This is a genomic window from Paramagnetospirillum caucaseum (assembly GCF_000342045.1).
Lineage (GTDB): Bacteria > Pseudomonadota > Alphaproteobacteria > Rhodospirillales > Magnetospirillaceae > Phaeospirillum > Phaeospirillum caucaseum.
The window spans coordinates 22,539-37,728 of the sequence record NZ_AONQ01000043.1 but is presented as its reverse complement, the minus strand read 5'-3'; the positions used below and the strand labels follow the sequence as shown (position 1 = coordinate 37,728).

At 67.3% G+C, this 15,190-nt stretch carries 14 protein-coding genes and 1 pseudogene; 6 read left to right on the top strand and 9 right to left on the bottom strand.

What is annotated here, in order from left to right; genetic code table 11:
* The coding region (locus H261_RS15100; RefSeq protein ID WP_152426893.1) for a hypothetical protein at positions 1-470 on the bottom strand (470 nt) is incomplete at its 3' end.
* Positions 471-695: 225 nt separating this feature from the next.
* Between H261_RS15100 and H261_RS15095 the strand changes: the two genes are divergently transcribed.
* The 5 genes from H261_RS15095 to H261_RS15075 all read left to right on the top strand — a co-directional run bounded on the left by H261_RS15095 (position 696) and on the right by H261_RS15075 (position 4,821).
* The gene (locus tag H261_RS15095; RefSeq protein ID WP_008619156.1) at positions 696-1,304 is read left to right on the top strand and encodes an HpnM family protein; all 609 of its coding nucleotides are present in this window, start codon (positions 696-698) and stop codon (positions 1,302-1,304) included.
* A gap of 55 nt (positions 1,305-1,359) precedes the next feature.
* A complete protein-coding gene (hpnI, locus tag H261_RS15090; RefSeq protein WP_008619154.1) occupies positions 1,360-2,514 on the top strand; it encodes a bacteriohopanetetrol glucosamine biosynthesis glycosyltransferase HpnI in 1,155 nt (384 codons plus the stop codon).
* Positions 2,511-3,950, top strand: coding sequence for a hopanoid biosynthesis associated radical SAM protein HpnJ (gene hpnJ, locus H261_RS15085; RefSeq protein WP_008619152.1), 1,440 nt, complete (start codon positions 2,511-2,513; stop codon positions 3,948-3,950). Before hpnI ends, hpnJ begins: the two co-directional genes overlap by 4 nt.
* Positions 3,951-4,143: 193 nt before the next feature.
* Positions 4,144-4,371 (top strand): hypothetical protein, encoded by a 228-nt coding sequence (locus H261_RS15080; RefSeq protein ID WP_008619150.1) that lies wholly within the window; start codon positions 4,144-4,146, stop codon positions 4,369-4,371.
* Complete coding sequence (locus H261_RS15075) at positions 4,372-4,821, top strand: hypothetical protein (protein ID WP_008619148.1); 450 nt, start codon at positions 4,372-4,374, stop codon at positions 4,819-4,821. It begins immediately after the preceding gene.
* A gap of 20 nt (positions 4,822-4,841) precedes the next feature.
* On the opposite strand, the gene H261_RS15070 is transcribed toward H261_RS15075, so the two are convergent.
* From H261_RS15070 to H261_RS15060, 4 genes and pseudogenes are all read right to left on the bottom strand, one after another.
* Positions 4,842-6,131 (bottom strand): replication-associated recombination protein A, encoded by a 1,290-nt coding sequence (locus H261_RS15070; RefSeq protein ID WP_008619145.1) that lies wholly within the window; start codon positions 6,129-6,131, stop codon positions 4,842-4,844.
* On the bottom strand, positions 6,128-6,322 hold the full coding sequence (locus H261_RS26130; RefSeq protein ID WP_235062946.1) for a PDZ domain-containing protein: 195 nt from the start codon (positions 6,320-6,322) through the stop codon (positions 6,128-6,130). The genes H261_RS15070 and H261_RS26130 overlap by 4 nt, the downstream gene beginning before the upstream one ends.
* 520 nt (positions 6,323-6,842) lie before the next feature.
* Positions 6,843-7,289: pseudogene (locus H261_RS26125) on the bottom strand (trypsin-like peptidase domain-containing protein); the annotation flags it as partial.
* A 423-nt stretch (positions 7,290-7,712) separates the two neighbouring features.
* A complete protein-coding gene (locus H261_RS15060; RefSeq protein WP_008619142.1) occupies positions 7,713-8,960 on the bottom strand; it encodes a DUF1015 domain-containing protein in 1,248 nt (415 codons plus the stop codon).
* Positions 8,961-9,096: 136 nt separating this feature from the next.
* On the opposite strand from H261_RS15060, the gene serB reads away from it, so the two are divergent.
* On the top strand, positions 9,097-9,993 hold the full coding sequence (serB, locus tag H261_RS15055) for a phosphoserine phosphatase SerB (protein WP_008619141.1): 897 nt from the start codon (positions 9,097-9,099) through the stop codon (positions 9,991-9,993).
* Here the strand turns inward: serB and H261_RS15050 are convergent.
* The 4 genes from H261_RS15050 to H261_RS15035 all read right to left on the bottom strand — a co-directional run bounded on the left by H261_RS15050 (position 9,966) and on the right by H261_RS15035 (position 14,976).
* Positions 9,966-10,829, bottom strand: coding sequence for a sigma-70 family RNA polymerase sigma factor (locus H261_RS15050; protein ID WP_040476613.1), 864 nt, complete (start codon positions 10,827-10,829; stop codon positions 9,966-9,968). The genes serB and H261_RS15050 overlap by 28 nt on opposite strands.
* A complete protein-coding gene (locus H261_RS15045; protein WP_008619131.1) occupies positions 10,822-11,268 on the bottom strand; it encodes a carboxymuconolactone decarboxylase family protein in 447 nt (148 codons plus the stop codon). The genes H261_RS15050 and H261_RS15045 overlap by 8 nt, the downstream gene beginning before the upstream one ends.
* A 217-nt stretch (positions 11,269-11,485) precedes the next feature.
* Entirely contained in the window at positions 11,486-13,177 is a 1,692-nt protein-coding gene (locus tag H261_RS15040) for an HlyD family type I secretion periplasmic adaptor subunit (protein WP_008619120.1), read from the bottom strand.
* Entirely contained in the window at positions 13,174-14,976 is a 1,803-nt protein-coding gene (locus tag H261_RS15035) for a peptidase domain-containing ABC transporter (RefSeq protein ID WP_008619118.1), read from the bottom strand. Before H261_RS15035 ends, H261_RS15040 begins: the two co-directional genes overlap by 4 nt.
* Positions 14,977-15,190 lie beyond the last annotated feature (214 nt).

The window sequence follows — 15,190 nt, the reverse complement described above, 5'->3', positions numbered from 1 at the left end:
GTGCCTTCCTCGGTGACGGCATCCTGGACCGCCATGTTGGCGGCCACCACCTGGGGACGGCGGCCATCGATCAGGGCGTCGCCGAACAGATAGGTGGAGAGGTCGGCGGCGATGGAGGCCACCCGCGCCCGGCTTTCCTGACGCGTCGCCGCCGGCATGGACAGGCAGGCGATCTCGGCGTCCAGGCGGGTGATGACGTCCTTGGACAAATCCACGTGGCGGCGGATGATGGCGTCGCCCGCCACCTCCAGCAGGCCGCTCAGCTTGCCCCACTTGGAGCCCACCGCCTGGCGGAAGTCGGACAGCGAGAAGACGTGGAGGCGGTGATCCCCGCCCTTGCCGCCGGCCGAGGCGTCGAGCAGGGCCTGGGCGAAGGTGTCGGGATCGAGAAAGCCGGTCTGGGGCGCTTGCGGCCGGACGGCCGAGGGACGGAGCGCCACGGCGGGGCCGCCGGCCTTTCCGACCGGCATCCGCCTGAACCGTCCCTTGATGCCGGCCCAAAGGCTCGCAAGGCCCATCCGTGTCTCCCCCGAACCCCTAAGTAGAATTCCATAAGTGCAGGTGGCCTGTCCAGTCGGGGGCTTCAAGCCCTGGCGGGCGCGGGGTGGGCTCTGGCCCCCCCGCGGACAATATGGTATGGCAGGGAACCGGCGGGCGTTCCAATCGGGGGCGCCCCGGTGTTTGTGGAGAATGGCATGCGTTCGCTTCTCGCCGCGTCGGTGCTGGCGCTGTTGCTGTGGTCCGGTCTGGCGTCTCCCGCCACGGCGCAGGGGATGGGGCCGGAAGCGGTCATCCGCACCTTCAGCGACCGCCTGCTGGACTCCATGAAGGGCGGCGCCAAGCTGGGCTTCAAGGGCCGCGCCGACAAGATGCGCCCGGCGGTGGCCGACGCCTACGACATGCCTTCCATGACCCGCAGCACGCTGGGCACCGCCTTTGCCAAGCTGACGCCGGAAGAGGCCGCCAGACTGGCCGCGACCTATTCCGCCTTCTCGGTGGCCACCTATGCGTCCCAGTTCAACGAGTGGAACGGCGAGCGCTTCGACGTGGGTGAATCCCGTCCCTCCGCCGGCGGTACGGTGATCGTTCCCTCGTGGCTGGTGCCGAAGAACGGCGACCCCACCCAGATCGACTACGTGATGCGCCAGGACCAGGGGCAGTGGCGGGTCATCGACGTGCTGTTCGAGGGCACGGTCAGCCAGGTGGCGGTGCGGCGCTCGGAATTCGGCTCCCTCTTCCGCTCCAAGGGCTTCGGCGGGCTGATCGAAACCATCGAGAAGCAGACCGCCGCCCTGGAAAAATAGGTGGGGGCTCTCGCTTGACTGTCATCCCGACGACCATCGGGAGGAGGGGGGACGCGTGATTACCATCTGGCAGGGGCTGTCCCTGCTGCTGATCGCCCTGGCCGCCGCCGGCTGCCTGTTCCAGGTGGCCTCGGCCCTGCTGGTCCACCGCTTCCAGCGGGCGCCCAAGCCCGCTCCCGCCGCGCGGCCGCCCGTCAGCGTGATGAAGCCCCTGTGCGGCGCCGAGCCGGGCATGGCGGAAAACCTCGAATCCTGCCTGCGCCAGGACTACCCCCAATTCCAGATGGTGTTCGGCGTGGCCGACGCCGCCGACCCGGCGCTGAAGGTGGTGGAGGCCCTGCCCCGCGACCTGCCCGGCGTCGAAATCGAGACGGTGGCCGACGCCACCCGCCACGGCCTCAACCTCAAGGTCGGCAATCTGCTCAACATGTGGCCCAAGGTCCGCCACGATTTGATCGTCGTCGCCGACAGCGATATCCGGGTCGGCCCCCATTACCTGGACGACCTGGCCGCCCCCTTCGCTGATCCCAAGGTCGGCGTGGTGACCTGCCTGTACGTGGGCCGGCCGGTACCCGGCCTGTGGAGCGCGCTGGGCGCCATGGGCATCAACCACGGCTTCCTGCCCGGCGCGGTGCTGGCGCGGGCCATCGGCCGCAAGGACGGCTGCTTCGGCGCCACCATGGCGGTGCGCCGCTCGGTGCTGGAGAAAGGCGGCGGACTCCAGGCCCTGTCGCCGGTGCTGGCCGACGACTGGGTGCTGGGCCGCATGGCCCGCGACCAGGGACTGGAGATCGCCCTGGCCGCCCGCCCGGTAGACATCACCGTGCACGAGCCGGACCTGAAGGCCCTGCTCGATCACGAGATTCGTTGGGGGCGGACCATTGCGGCGGTGGACCGGGCTTCCTACATGGCGTCGGTGATCACCCAACCGGTGGCGCTCGCCCTGCTGGCGGTGCTGGCGGGCGGCGGGTGGCTGCCGTCCCTGGCGGCGCTGGGGCTGGCGGCGCTTTGCCGGCTGTGGGCGGTCAGGGTGGAGGAGCGGGCGCTGGGCCTGCCCCCGGCCGGTTTCGGCCGGCTGGCGTTGAGGGAAATTCTGTCGTTCGTCGTCTATGTTGTCGCATGTGGCGGACGGACTGTGGTATGGCGTGGCCGGCGATTCGCCGTCCGTGCCGACGGCACACTTGATCAGGTTGAAGGCAGTCAGACATGAAGAAGTCGCTTTTCCTCAATCCGCCCTCGTTCGACGGTTATGACGGCGGGGCCGGCGCCCGTTTCCAGGCGAAGCGCGAGATCAAGTCCAACTGGTACCCCACCTGGCTGGCCCAGCCGGCCGCCATGGTGCCCGGCTCCAAGCTGGTGGATGCCCCGGCCAGCGGCAAGACCCTGGACGACTGCCTGAGGCTGGCCAAGGACTACGAACTGCTGGTGATCTATGCCAGCGCCGCCACCTACGCCTCCGAGTGCAAGGTGGCCGAGGCGTTCAAGGCCGCCAATCCCAACATCATGGTCGGCATGGTCGGCGCCCACGTGGCGACGGTGCCCGAGCAGGCCCTGATGACCTCGGAAGCCGTGGATTTCGTGGCGCGCCACGAATTCGACTACACCATCGTCGAGGTGGCCGAGGGCAAGCCCTTCGCCGAGATCGACGGCCTGACCTTCCGGGGGGCCGACGGCAAGCCGGTCCACACCAAGGACCGGGCGCTGATCCACGACATGGACGCCCTGCCCTTCGTCGGCCCGGTCTATCGTCGCGACCTCAATCCCGACGACTACTTCATCGGCTATATCCGCCATCCCTACATGGCGTTCTACACCGGGCGCGGCTGCAAGTCGAAGTGCAGCTTCTGTCTGTGGCCGCAGACCATCGGCGGCCGGGTCTACCGCGCCCGCAGCGCCCGGAAGGTCATCGAGGAAGTGACCCTGGCCCGTCAGATGTTCCCCGAGGTGAAGGAATTCTTCTTCGACGACGACACCTTCACCGACGACCTGGAGCGGGTCGAGGAAATCGCCCGGGGCATCGGCCATCTGGGCGTGCCGTGGTCGTGCAATGCCAAGGCCAACATTCCGCGCAAGACCCTGGAAGTGCTGAAGGCCAACGGCCTGCGCGTCCTGGTGGTCGGCTACGAATCCGGCGTGCAGGAAATCCTGAACAACATCAGGAAGGGCCTGCGCCTGGACATCATCAAGCGCTTCTCCCAGGATTGCCACGAGCTGGGCATCGTGGTGCACGGCACCTTCGTGCTCGGCCTGCCGGGCGAGACCAGGGAAACCATCAAGCAGACCATCGCCTTCGCCAAGGAGGTCAATCCGCGCACCATGCAGGTGTCCATGGCGGCGCCCTATCCCGGCACCGAGCTGTTCGAGCAGGCCATCGCCAACGGCTGGTTCAAGCAGGACAAGGAATTGCTGATGAAGGAGGCGGGCGGCGGCTGGCAGGTGGCGGCGCTGTCCTATCCCGATCTGCCCAGCGACGAGATCTTCAAGGCGGTGGCCGACTTCTACAAGGCCTTCTACTTCCGCCCCGGCAAGATCGGCGAGATCGTCTGGGAGATGCTGCACGACTGGGACATGATGAAGCGCCGCCTGCGCGAAGGCGTCGAGTTCTTCCAGTTCCTCAGGACCCGCGACAAGGCGCTCGAGTGCTGATAGGGGCGATGGGCGCCAGACCGCATCACTCTTTCGGCAAGACTGCCCCGCATGTTGATAATGGGGCCGCCTATATACATGCGCTCAATTGCCTCCCATATACCGAGATGGCATATTGTGCAGCCGAGGGGGGGGGGCTGGGATATTTCTCAGCTAAGATGAATGCAGTTTACCCTGTAGGAGAAATCTAGCGATGGGCAAGCTGGACGCTCTTTTCATCGATTCTTTTCACGACTCGCTTGATGAGGCGGTAAGAGAAGCTCATCGCCGGAAAGCCGGCGGAGAGACAACGATTACGACTGTCGTTGAAACACCCTACGGCGGGTGGCGCGTCAGGAGCATTCCCGCTGAGTTCGCTGTCGATTTGATGGCCGATTCCTTGCCGACGGGCACAACAACAAGCCGTAGGGTTTATGGGTAAATGACGGAAGCAAGCCAGGAGGTTATTCCGCCGATCAAGGACCCGAACCAACTTGAACTGTTTGAGCAGGCGCTCGAGGTCGAGCGAGAGCGTATTCGCAGCCAAGACAAGCGGACAGAGGTTGTGCGGGCAGCGATTGAGGCTAACGATGCCTCTGACAAACGCCAATTCGAATTTCATATGGCAAAACTGGATGATGAACGGAATGCCCGCGCTGAGAACTCAGCAATTGAGCGAGAGAGGCTTCATCTTGCCAAATGGATCGCAGCTTCATTTGGTGTTGCTGTAATTGGTTTGTGTATACTTTTTTCCATAATGCTGTTCTTTGGCTCCGCCACGCAGTCCGCCACTGCGCTGAACATCCTCGGAACTGTTGGCAAGGGTATTGCTGGCTTCGGCATTATCTATGCTGTCGTCGTCGCATTTCGAACGTTACTCAGGCGACGATAAATTTCCACGACAATAAAGCATCACCCCCCCTTCTTCGCCCGCAGCCTGTCCCAATACTCCAGGCGCTTCCTGATCTCGCGCTCGAAGCCGCGCTCGACCGGGCGGTAGAACCGTGCCCGCTCCATGCCGTCGGGGAAGTAGTTCTGGCCCGAGAAGCCGTCCGGGTCGTCGTGGTCGTACCGGTAGCCCTTGGAATAGCCCAGGTCCTTCATCATCCGGGTCGGCGCGTTGAGGATATGGGCGGGCGGCATCAACGAGCCCGTCGTCTTGGCCGCCTTGCGCGCCGCCTTGTAGGCCATGTAGGCGGCGTTGGACTTGGGCGCCGTGCCGAGATAGATCACCAGTTGGGCCAGCGCCAGTTCGCCCTCGGGGCTCCCTAGGCGCTCGAAGACGTCCCAGGCGGCGATGGCCTGGGTGACGGCTTGCGGATCGGCCAGCCCGATATCCTCCACCGCGAAGCGGGTCAGCCGCCGGGCGATGAACAGCGGGTCCTCGCCCCCTTCCAGCATACGGGCCATCCAATAGAGCGCCGCGTCGGTGTCCGAGCCGCGCAAGCTCTTGTGGAGCGCGCTGATCAGGTTGTAATGGCCCTCGCGGTCCTTGTCGTAGGCTGGCGCCCGGCGCTGCACCGCGCTTGCCAGCCCGGCCGGATCAAGTGCCGGCTCGGGTGGAAGCGCCGCCAGATCCTCGGCCAGATTGAGCAGGTAGCGGCCGTCGCCGTCGGCCATGGCGCGCAGGACGGCGCGGGCCTCGGCATCCAGCGGCAGCGGGCGGCCCAGCACGCCCTCGGCACGAGACAGCAGCAGGTCGAGGGCGGCATCGTCCAGGCGGTGCAGCACCAGCACCTGACAGCGCGACAGCAGCGCCCCGTTCAGCTCGAAGGAGGGGTTTTCCGTGGTGGCGCCCACCAGCACCACGGTGCCGTTCTCCACATAGGGCAGGAAGCCGTCCTGCTGCGCCCGGTTGAAGCGATGGATCTCGTCCACGAACAGCAAGGTCGACCGACCGGTCTGTTTGCGCTTTTCCGCCGCATCGAACACCTTGCGCAGATCGGCGACGCCGGAGAACACCGCCGACAGCGGCTCGAAATACAGTCCCACCCGCTCGGCCAGCAGGCGGGCGATGGTGGTCTTGCCGCAGCCGGGCGGCCCCCACAGGATCACCGAGGCCAGACGCCCCGCCGCCAGCATGCGGCCCAGCGGCGCGGCGGGGGCCAGCAGGTGGGATTGCCCCACCACCTCCTCCAGCGCCGCCGGACGCAGCTGTTCGGCCAGGGGCCGGTCCGTGGGATTGTCGAAGAGTCCGCTCATCCGCCGAGGACCAGACTCATCACCTCGCCGTTGCGCTTGATGGTGATGGCCCAGCGGGGCGATTCGACGCCCAGCAGCTTGCGGGCCTCGGCGACGCTGGGAACGGGACGCTCGTTGACCTTGAGCAGCATGTCGCCGGGCTGCAGCCCCAGCCGGTTGGCCACCGACCCCCGCTTGATGCCGAAGACCATCACGCCGGAGAGGCCGGAATTGATGCCGATCTCCTCGGCCAGGGCCGGGTTGAGGTTGACCAGGGTGGCGCCGTTGAAGGGATTGCGCCCCGAAATCTCGGTCTTGTCGCGCGGCGGAGTCTCGGGCGGCGCCACCAGACGGACGGTAAGGGTCTTTTCCGCCCCGGCCCGCAGCACGGTCAGGCGTGCGTCGCCGCCGATGGGCAGGGTGGCGAGGCGGAAGCGCATGCCTTCGGGGTCGATCCACCTCGCGCCCTTCCACCGCCACGATGACGTCGCCGTCCATCAGGCCGCCGCGGGCGGCGGGGGAATCGCCATGGATATGGTTGACCAGCACGCCGATGGGGCGCGGCAGCTTCAGGGCCTGGGCGAGGTCGGCGGTCACCGCCTGCCCGCTTGCCCCCAGCCAGGGCCGTACCACCTTGCCGCCCTTGGCGATGGAAGCCGCCACCTGGCGCACCAGCGCGGTGGGAATGGCGAAGCCGATGCCGTTGGAGCCGCCGTCCTTGGAATAGATGGCGGTGTTGATGCCGATCAGCCTTCCCTGCAGATCCACCAGGGCGCCGCCGGAATTGCCGGGATTGATGGCGGCGTCGGTCTGGATGAAGCTCTGGACGTCGGAAATGCCTACATTGGTCCGCGCCAGGGCCGAGACGATGCCCTGGGTCACCGTCTGGCCGACGCCGAACGGGTTGCCCACGGCCATCACCACGTCGCCCACCTCGATGGCGTCGGAATCGCCCAGCACCAGGGTGGGAAAGCTCTCCTTGCCGCCGTCGATCTTGAGAACCGCCAGATCGGTGCGGTCGTCGGAGCCGACGATGCGGGCCTCGAACTCGCGGCGGTCGGACAGCACCACGGTGACCTCGTCGGCGTCCTTGATCACGTGGTGGTTGGTCACCACCGTGCCGTCGGCGGCGATGATCACCCCCGAGCCCAGGGAACGCTGCACCCGGTCCTGGCCCATGCCCGGCACGTCGCCGAAGAAGCGGCGGAAGAACGGGTCGGCGAACAGCGGCGAGGCGGCGGCGCGCACCACCCGCTTGGTGTAGATGTTGACCACGGCCGGCGCCACCTGGCGGCTGACCGGCGCGAAGGTCAGCTTCACCTGCTCGCGCGAGGTGGGGACCACCTGGGTCTGGGCCTGGGCGGCTGGAATGGCGGTCAGGAACACAAGGGCGGCGGCAAGGCACTTGATGGACGTGGTCATGGAAGCCCGCTGAACTGGAAAGACTGCCCCCTATATAAGGTCATTCGCGGTGCGGCGTCACCTCTTCGAGGCTGTCATCCTGAGCAACGCGAAGGATCTCATTCTGGCACGGCTTTTTAGAATCGGTACCGTCCCGTCAGGCGGAGATTCCTCGCCCGTGGCTCGGAATGATAAATCATGTCACCGCCAGTCCAAGGGATAGCTGACCAGCCCGTCGGCCAGCTTGGGCTCGAACCAGGTGGATTTGGGCGGCATCACCTGATTGGCATCGGCGACCGCCACCAGATCCTCCATGCTGGTCGGGTAAAGGGCGAAGGCGCAGGCCATCTCGCCCGAATCGACGCGCCGCTCCAGTTCGCCCAGGCCGCGCTTGCCGCCGACGAAGTCGATGCGCTTGTCCTTGCGCAGGTCGGTGATACCCAGCACCGGCCCCAGCAAGCGCTCGGACAACAGGCTGACGTCCAGGCGCGCCACCGGATCGGCGGGCGGCGGATTCTTCAGCCCCAGCCGGTACCACCGGCCCTGGAGATAGAGGCCGAACCGGCGAGCCTGGGCGGGCTTGGCCGGTTCCGGCACGGGCTCCACCGTGAACCCGGCCTCCAGCGCCGAAAGGAAGGCCTCGGGGGAAAGGCCGTTGAGATCTGTCACCACCCGGTTGTAGTCGAAGATCTTCATCTCATGGAGGGGGAAGCTCACCGCCAGGAAGCTCTCATAGGCCTCCTCGCCGGAAGCGCAGCACTTGCGTTCACGGCGCACCATGGCCACCCGCGAGGCGGCCGCCGAGCGGTGATGGCCGTCGGCAATGTAGACCGCCGTCATGGCGTCGAACGCCTTGGCCACCGCCTTGATCCCGGCCTCGCCGTCCATCACCCACAGGGTGTGCTCGATACCGTCGGCGGCGGTGACTGAATAGGCCGGGGCACCGGCCGTCACGGCGGCGACGGCGGCGGCGATTTCCGGCGTGTCGCGGTGGGCCAGCAGCACCGGGCCGGTCTGGGCGTCGCAGGCGTCGATCTGGCGGACGCGGTCGTCCTCCTTGTCGGGGCGGGTGAACTCGTGCTTGCGGATGCGGTTGGCATCGTAGGCCGCCACCGAGGCACCGCCGACGATGCCGGTCTGCACGTGCCCGCCCATCTTCAGGCGGTAGACGTAGAAGCAGGGCCCGGCATCCCTGACCAGCACGCCGGCCGCCATCATGGAATTCAGGTTCTCCGCCGCCTTGGCGTAGACGGCGGGGGAATAGGCGTCGACGCCGGGGGGCAGGTCGATTTCCGGCTTGGAGACGTGCAGGAAGGAATGGGGCCTGCCCGCCGCCATCTCGCGGGCCTCGTCGGAGGACAGCACGTCGTAGGGCGCCGCCGCCACCTGGGACGCGGTGGCCGGAGTGGGACGCAGGCCGGGAAACGGACGGAACAGCGGCACGGACACCTGGGAACCTCCCTTGAACGTCTTGTTCCCTCCGGTTTATCTCTCCCCCGGGCTTCCGCCAAGGGCTTCCTGCTTGCCAATCCGTGCTGCGGTGCAGTAAACGGGACCGTTTTTCCCTCTCCCGCAAGGACCCGCCATGATCAACGTTCTGACTCTGATCGCCGGACATGGCGGAGAGGGGCTCGATTCCTCGCTGGTGTTCGAGGTCCGCGGCGCGCTCAGGGCGTTGGGCGCCGAGGTGGGCCATGCCCGCTGGCTGAGTCCGGAACACGCCTGCGACCTTGATTTTTCCGAACTCGATCCGCGCCAGGCCGATCAGATCGCGGCACGCATCCTGGAAGGCTGGAGCGTGGACGTGGTGGCCCAGAAGGCCGAGGGGCGGCGCAAGGCGCTGCTGGTCGCCGACATGGATTCCACCATGGTCACCGGCGAGACCCTGGACGAACTGGCCGATTTCGCCGGGCTGAAGGACCACATCGCGCGCATCACCGCACGGGCCATGAACGGCGAGATCGGTTTCGAGGCCGCGCTGCGCGAACGGGTCGGCCTGCTGAAGAACCTGCCGGAGGAGTGCCTGCAGAAGACCTGGGACCGCATCGAGTTCACGCCGGGCGCCCACAAGCTGGTGCGCACCATGGTCAAGCATGGCGCCCATGCCGTGCTGGTGTCGGGCGGCTTCAAGTTCTTCACCTCCAAGGTGCGCGAGGCCTGCGGCTTCCACCGCGACATCGCCAACGAACTGATCGTCGAGGACGGCCGGCTGACCGGTCAGGTGGGCGACACCATCATCGGCCGCGAGGCCAAGCTGGCGACGCTCAACGCCGTCTCGGAAGAGCTGGGCATCACGCCCTATCTGGCGGTGGCGGTGGGCGACGGCGCCAACGACCTCGACATGCTGCGCGCCGCCGGCCTGGGCGTCGCCTTCCACGCCAAGCCGGTGGTGGCCGCCGAGGCCCGCGTGCGGGTCGATCACGGCGACCTGGTCACCCTGCTCTACGCCCAGGGCTATACCGATTCCGAGATGGTGGAGTAAGGCAACCGGTCGGGATCGGCCAGCAGGTAGAGTCCGCCGATGCGCCCGCCGGCGCAGCCCAGGGTGACCACCCAGCGCGTCCGCCCCCCGGCCTCGCCGATCAGGGCGGGCAGGCCGTTGATCTCGGCCATGCGGAAGGCGAAGTCGGCGGGCTGGAACTTGCGGCGCACCCCGAGCAGGAAGCGGGCGATGCGGTCGGGACCGAGGATGGGGTTGCGGGCCGACTTGACCTTGGCGCCGCCGTCGCTGATCAGGCGGGATTCGGCGCCCAGCAGCGTCACCAGGGCGGCATAGTCGCGCTGGTCGCAGGCGGCGGCGAAGCGCTGGACCAGGGTGGCGGTCTGGGCGGCGTCCCAATCGTAGCGCGCCCCTCCCTTCAGGGCGGCACGGGCGCGGCTCATGGTCTGGCGGCAGGTGGCCACCGCCTTGTCGAGGATGGCGGCGATCTCGGCGAAGTCCAGGTCCATGGCTTCCCGCAGCACATAGACCGCCCGCTGGTCCGGCGTCAGGCGCTCCAGCAGCAACAGCAGCCCGGTGGACAGGTCGGCCTCGCCCGGCTCCACCGGCTCGACCCAGGGATCGGGCAGCCATTGGGCGCCGAGACGGGCGCGGCGCCGGGCCGTGCGCAGGCGGTCGACGGCCAGCCGGGTGACCTGGGTGGTGAGGAAGGCGGCGGGCTCGTCGATGCCCTCCGCCACCTTGCACCATTTCAGCCAGGCGTCCTGCACCACGTCGTCGGCATCGGCGGCGCTGCCCAGCAGGCGGTAGGCCAGCAGCCGCAGGCGCGGCCGCTGTGCCAGGAAGTGCACCAAAGCGGGGCTTTGGCCCTCAGCCATGGGCCGCCGGCCCCACCGCGTAGGCGGAGATGCCCACCCGGTTCCAGGCGTTGATCACCGCGATGATCATGGTCAGCTCGGCGATGGCCGGATCGGACCAGTGGCGGCGCAGTTCGGCCAGCAGGCCGGGGACCTTGTCCTCATCCTGCCGGGTCAGCGCCTCGGCCCAGGCGAAGGCGGCCTTTTCCCCCGCATTGAACAGGGGCGAGGCGGACCAGCCGGCCACCGCCTGCAGCTGCTCTTCGCTCACGCCGTCGCGCAGGCCCCATTCGCGGTGGAGGTTCTGGCAGAAATGACAGTTGTTGAGCTGGGACACCCGAAGGTCGATCAGATGCTTGAAGCCGGCCCCCAGGCTGGACCCGGCCAGGATGTCGGAAACGGCGTAGAGGCCCTGGTAGGCCTGGGGCGCCAGGGTGGTGATGTCGAAGCGCATGTCCATGAAGGCGGTCCTTATGCGGTGAGATACGCCTTGATGACGCGGCGGCCCCGGCAAACGTGACAGGTGTGGCGAAATTTTCCGGTTGATCCGACCGATCCGTCATCCCGGGCGCAGGCGAGGGATCTCATCCTGGCGCGATATTTCAGAAACGGTACCGGCATTCCAGGCGGAGCCCCCTCGCCTGCGCTCGGGATGACACGCCAAAGGGGGGGCCCCATTACCGTTCCCGGAACGCCTCGTGGCGCAGTTTGATCACCGGTTTGACCAGGAATTCCATGATCGAGCGGGTGCCGGTGTGGATTTCCACGGTGGCCTGCATGCCGGCGCTGATCAGCCGCTTGGCCTTCTCGTCGCCGATATAGGCGCGGTCGGTCTGCACCACCACGCGATAATAGGGCTGGGCGTTGGGGGTCTGGGGCACGGTGGTGTCGGGCGCCACTAAGATGACGTCGCCGTCCAGCCCGCCATAGGTGGTGTAGTCGTAGGCGCTGATCTTCACCGTGGCGCGCTGGCCCACCTGGACGTAGCCGCGATCCATGGGGTTGAGCTTGGCGTCCACCTGCAGGCGCTCGTGCAGCGGCACGATCTCCATGATGGGGTCGCCGGGGCGCACCACGCCGCCGATGGTGTTGGAGCGCATGTTCTTGACGATGCCGTCGATGGGGCTGGCGATCAGGGTGCGGCGCTGCTGGTCGGTGGCCTGGATGAACAGTTCGCGGGTCCGGGCGATGTTCAGTTGAGCCTCGGACATCTCGCCCTGGGCGGTGCGCTGAAAGCGGGCCAGCTCCTCGTCGACGCGGCCCTTGGCCTCCTGCTGGGCTGCCTGGGCGCGGGGGATCGAGGCGCGCACCGAGTCCAGCTGACCCTTGAGGTCCTCCACCTGGGACTCCATCTGGACGTGATCCATCTTGGAGGCCAGACCCGACTTGATCAGGTCCTTGGACATGGCGAAGCGTTCCTGGGCGAGGCGCAGGCTGGTGGTGATGGAGCGCTGCTTGGTCTCGTATTCCTGCACCTCCAGGCCCTTCTGGCGGACCTGGTCGTTGAGCACGGTCAGCGTCGCCTTCAGCGCCTGGCGGCGGGCCTCGAACGAGCGGCGCTCGGATTCCACCAGGGCCGGCTGTCGCCGGGCCTCGTCCTCGGGAAAGATCACCGGCTTATCGTGCAGTTCGGCTTCCAGCCGGGCGCGCTGCAGCATGTAGCCGTCCATGCGGGCCTGCAGTTCCTCCTTGTTGAGCGAGCTGACCGGCAGGTCCAGCAGGATCAGCGGCTCGCCCTCCTTCACCTCGGAGCCGTCGGTGATCATGATCTCGCGGATGACGCCGCCTTCCAGATGCTGGATGACCTTGACCTTGCCCTCGGGCACCACCTCGCCCTCGGCGATGGCCACCTCGTCCAGATGGGCGACGAAGGCCCAGACGATGAAGACGGCGGTCAGGGTCATCACCACCCGGGCCAGGGGCCGCCAGGTGGGCAGCGGATAGGAATTGGCCAGACTGTAGAGGCGCGAGCCGAATTCCGGGGCGTGGTAGTCCCGCAGCGGCGCCGGCCGCACCGGATTGAGGGCGGGCAGAAACCAGTCGCGGGTGCCGATCAGCACCCGGCGCGGCCAGGCCAGCAGCCCCTTGGGCGCGTCCTCCGCCTGCTCCGGGGCAGCCAGCAGCCAGCACAGCGTCTTCCAGAAGGTACGCAAGCCCCCCCGGAACGAGGCCTTGGCCGGCGGCGGCGGCCCGGGCGGAGCGCCGCCGCCCATCATGGCGGCCATGGCCTGCGCCAGCTGTTCCTGACTCATCTGCGGCCCCGCGCCCGCGGGCGGCGGCGTGCCGGGGATCGCCTGGCCGGCGGGAACCTGGACCGGGGTGATCTGGGCCAGGGGCTGGGACGGCGAAGGAGGCGGCGCCTGGGTCATGGCTTGCCCCCCACGCCGATATGGACGCCGCCGCCCAGGGGCTGGGCCGGCTGGGTCACCACATGCGGCGGATGATGGGGTTGCTGCTGCGGCGGCGGCTGTTGCGGGCGGGCGCCGAACAGGCGCTGCAGCGTCTCGGCCGCCGGGCCGGCGGCGGCGACAATGCCCTTGTCCAGCACCACCACATCGCGGCAGATGGGCAGCAGCACCGGCGAATGGGTGACGATGATCACCGTGCGGGTCTTGCCCAGCTCGGCCAGGGTGGTGCGCAGATCCTCCTCGGCCTGGCGGTCCAGGCTGGCCGAGGGCTCGTCCAGCAGCAGCACCGGCGGATCGCCCAGCAGGGCGCGGGCGATGGCGATGCGCTGGCGCTGGCCCGCCGACAACCGCGACCCGGCCTCGCCGATGGAGGTGCCGTAGCCGTCGGGCAGGTCGACGATGTACTGGTGCACGCCGGCCACCTTGGCGGCGGCAAGGATTTGTTCGTCGCCGGCCCCGGGGCAGCCATAGACGATGTTGTCGCGGATCGAGGCGTTGAACAGCACGCATTCCTGCGGCACATAGCCCATCCAGCCGGCCAGTTCCGAGCGGGTGAACTGGGCGATGTCGGCGCCGTCCAGCAGGACGCGGCCCTTGGCCGGGTGGTAGAGGCCGAGGATGATCTTCAAGAGGGTGGTCTTGCCCGAGCCGTTGCGGCCCAGCACGGCGGTGATGCCGCCCGGGCGGATTTCCAGCCGGTCGATGGACGACGCCGCCTGGGATTTCTGGTCGTAGGCGAAGGAGATGTCTTCCAGCGTGATCAACCCGTCGGGGCGCTCGCGCTGGATGGCGCTGTGGCGGCGCTCCTCGGCCTCGTTGAAGATCTCTCCCAGGCGGTCCACCGACTGGCGGAACGAGGCGAAGCTCTTCCAGGCGCCCACCAGCTGGTTGATGGGACCGTAGAGCCGCGACGACAGCATGTTGCAGGCCACCAGGGCGCCCATGGTCAGCTGCTGGTCCATGATGTAGACCGCGCCCACCGTAGTCAGCAGCACGCTGCCCAGCATGGTCAGCATCTGCCCCATGTTGACGTATTCGTCGTTGGTGGCGCCGCGCTGGATGGATTGCTCGATGGCCCCGGCCTGCTTCTCCTCCCAGATGGGGCGGATGGCGCGGTCGAGCGCCACCGCCTTGACCGTGGCCCGGCCGGCGATGATCTCGGCCACCAGGCTGTCCCTGGCCTGCTGGACGTTCTTCTCCTTGTCGCCGGTCTCCTTCATGGCCCCCCCCGAGCGCCAGGCCAGCACCAGGAAGGCGACGAACAGCAGGATGAACACCATGGCCAGCGGGCGGCCGATGACGAAGATCACGCCGAGGAAGATCAGCACGAAGGGCAGGTCGGTGAGCAGCACGGCGGTGGAGCCCGACACCGTGTTGCGGATGGAATCAACGTCGCGGAACAGGGTCTGCCAGAACGAGGCCGGACGGCTTTCCAGGGTCCTGAGCGGCAGGTGCATGATCTTGTCGAACAGCCGGGTGCCGACCTCGACGTCGATGCGCAGCGCCGCCGTCTGCATGATCCGCCCGCGCGAGGTGCGGATGATCCAGTCGAAGGCCAGCAGCACGCCGACCCCGATCACCAGCCCCTTCAGCGTCGCCACGCCGTTGTGGCCGATCACCCGGTCATAGACCTGCATCACGAAGATGGGCACCGCCAGCGCCATCAGGTTGATGAACAGCGAGGCGGCCAACAACTCGCGCATCACCGGACGCAGCGGCTCGATGACGGTGGTCAGCCAGGATGTTTTTTCGGTGCTCATCGAGGACGATTGTCGCCTGCCTCGCACGGGATGCAAAGGGAAAGTATCGCCCTCGCCCATGCGGGCCGGGTACGTAGAAGCTCATATAATGTGGATTCCAATGTCCACTTTTTGGTAACGTATTTTGACGTATATCAATGTTGAGCGTTCTTACGCGGTAAACGTGTGTCAACAGGCCTGGAACGTGGAAGGGGAAGGGTTGATGTCAAGCGCG

Bases quoted from the DNA above. Each gene is read 5' to 3' on its own strand.
- H261_RS15095 (WP_008619156.1), top strand. From the start codon at position 696: ATGCGTTCGCTTCTCGCCGCGTCGGTGCTGGCGCTGTTGCTGTGGTCC.
- hpnJ (WP_008619152.1), top strand. From the start codon at position 2,511: ATGAAGAAGTCGCTTTTCCTCAATCCGCCCTCGTTCGACGGTTATGAC.
- H261_RS15080 (WP_008619150.1), top strand. From the start codon at position 4,144: ATGGGCAAGCTGGACGCTCTTTTCATCGATTCTTTTCACGACTCGCTT.
- H261_RS15075 (WP_008619148.1), top strand. From the start codon at position 4,372: ATGACGGAAGCAAGCCAGGAGGTTATTCCGCCGATCAAGGACCCGAAC.
- H261_RS15070 (WP_008619145.1), bottom strand. From the start codon at position 6,131: ATGAGCGGACTCTTCGACAATCCCACGGACCGGCCCCTGGCCGAACAG.
- H261_RS26130 (WP_235062946.1), bottom strand. From the start codon at position 6,322: ATGGTCTTCGGCATCAAGCGGGGGTCGGTGGCCAACCGGCTGGGGCTG.
- serB (WP_008619141.1), top strand. From the start codon at position 9,097: ATGATCAACGTTCTGACTCTGATCGCCGGACATGGCGGAGAGGGGCTC.
- H261_RS15050 (WP_040476613.1), bottom strand. From the start codon at position 10,829: ATGGCTGAGGGCCAAAGCCCCGCTTTGGTGCACTTCCTGGCACAGCGG.
- H261_RS15045 (WP_008619131.1), bottom strand. From the start codon at position 11,268: ATGGACATGCGCTTCGACATCACCACCCTGGCGCCCCAGGCCTACCAG.
- H261_RS15040 (WP_008619120.1), bottom strand. From the start codon at position 13,177: ATGACCCAGGCGCCGCCTCCTTCGCCGTCCCAGCCCCTGGCCCAGATC.
- H261_RS15035 (WP_008619118.1), bottom strand. From the start codon at position 14,976: ATGAGCACCGAAAAAACATCCTGGCTGACCACCGTCATCGAGCCGCTG.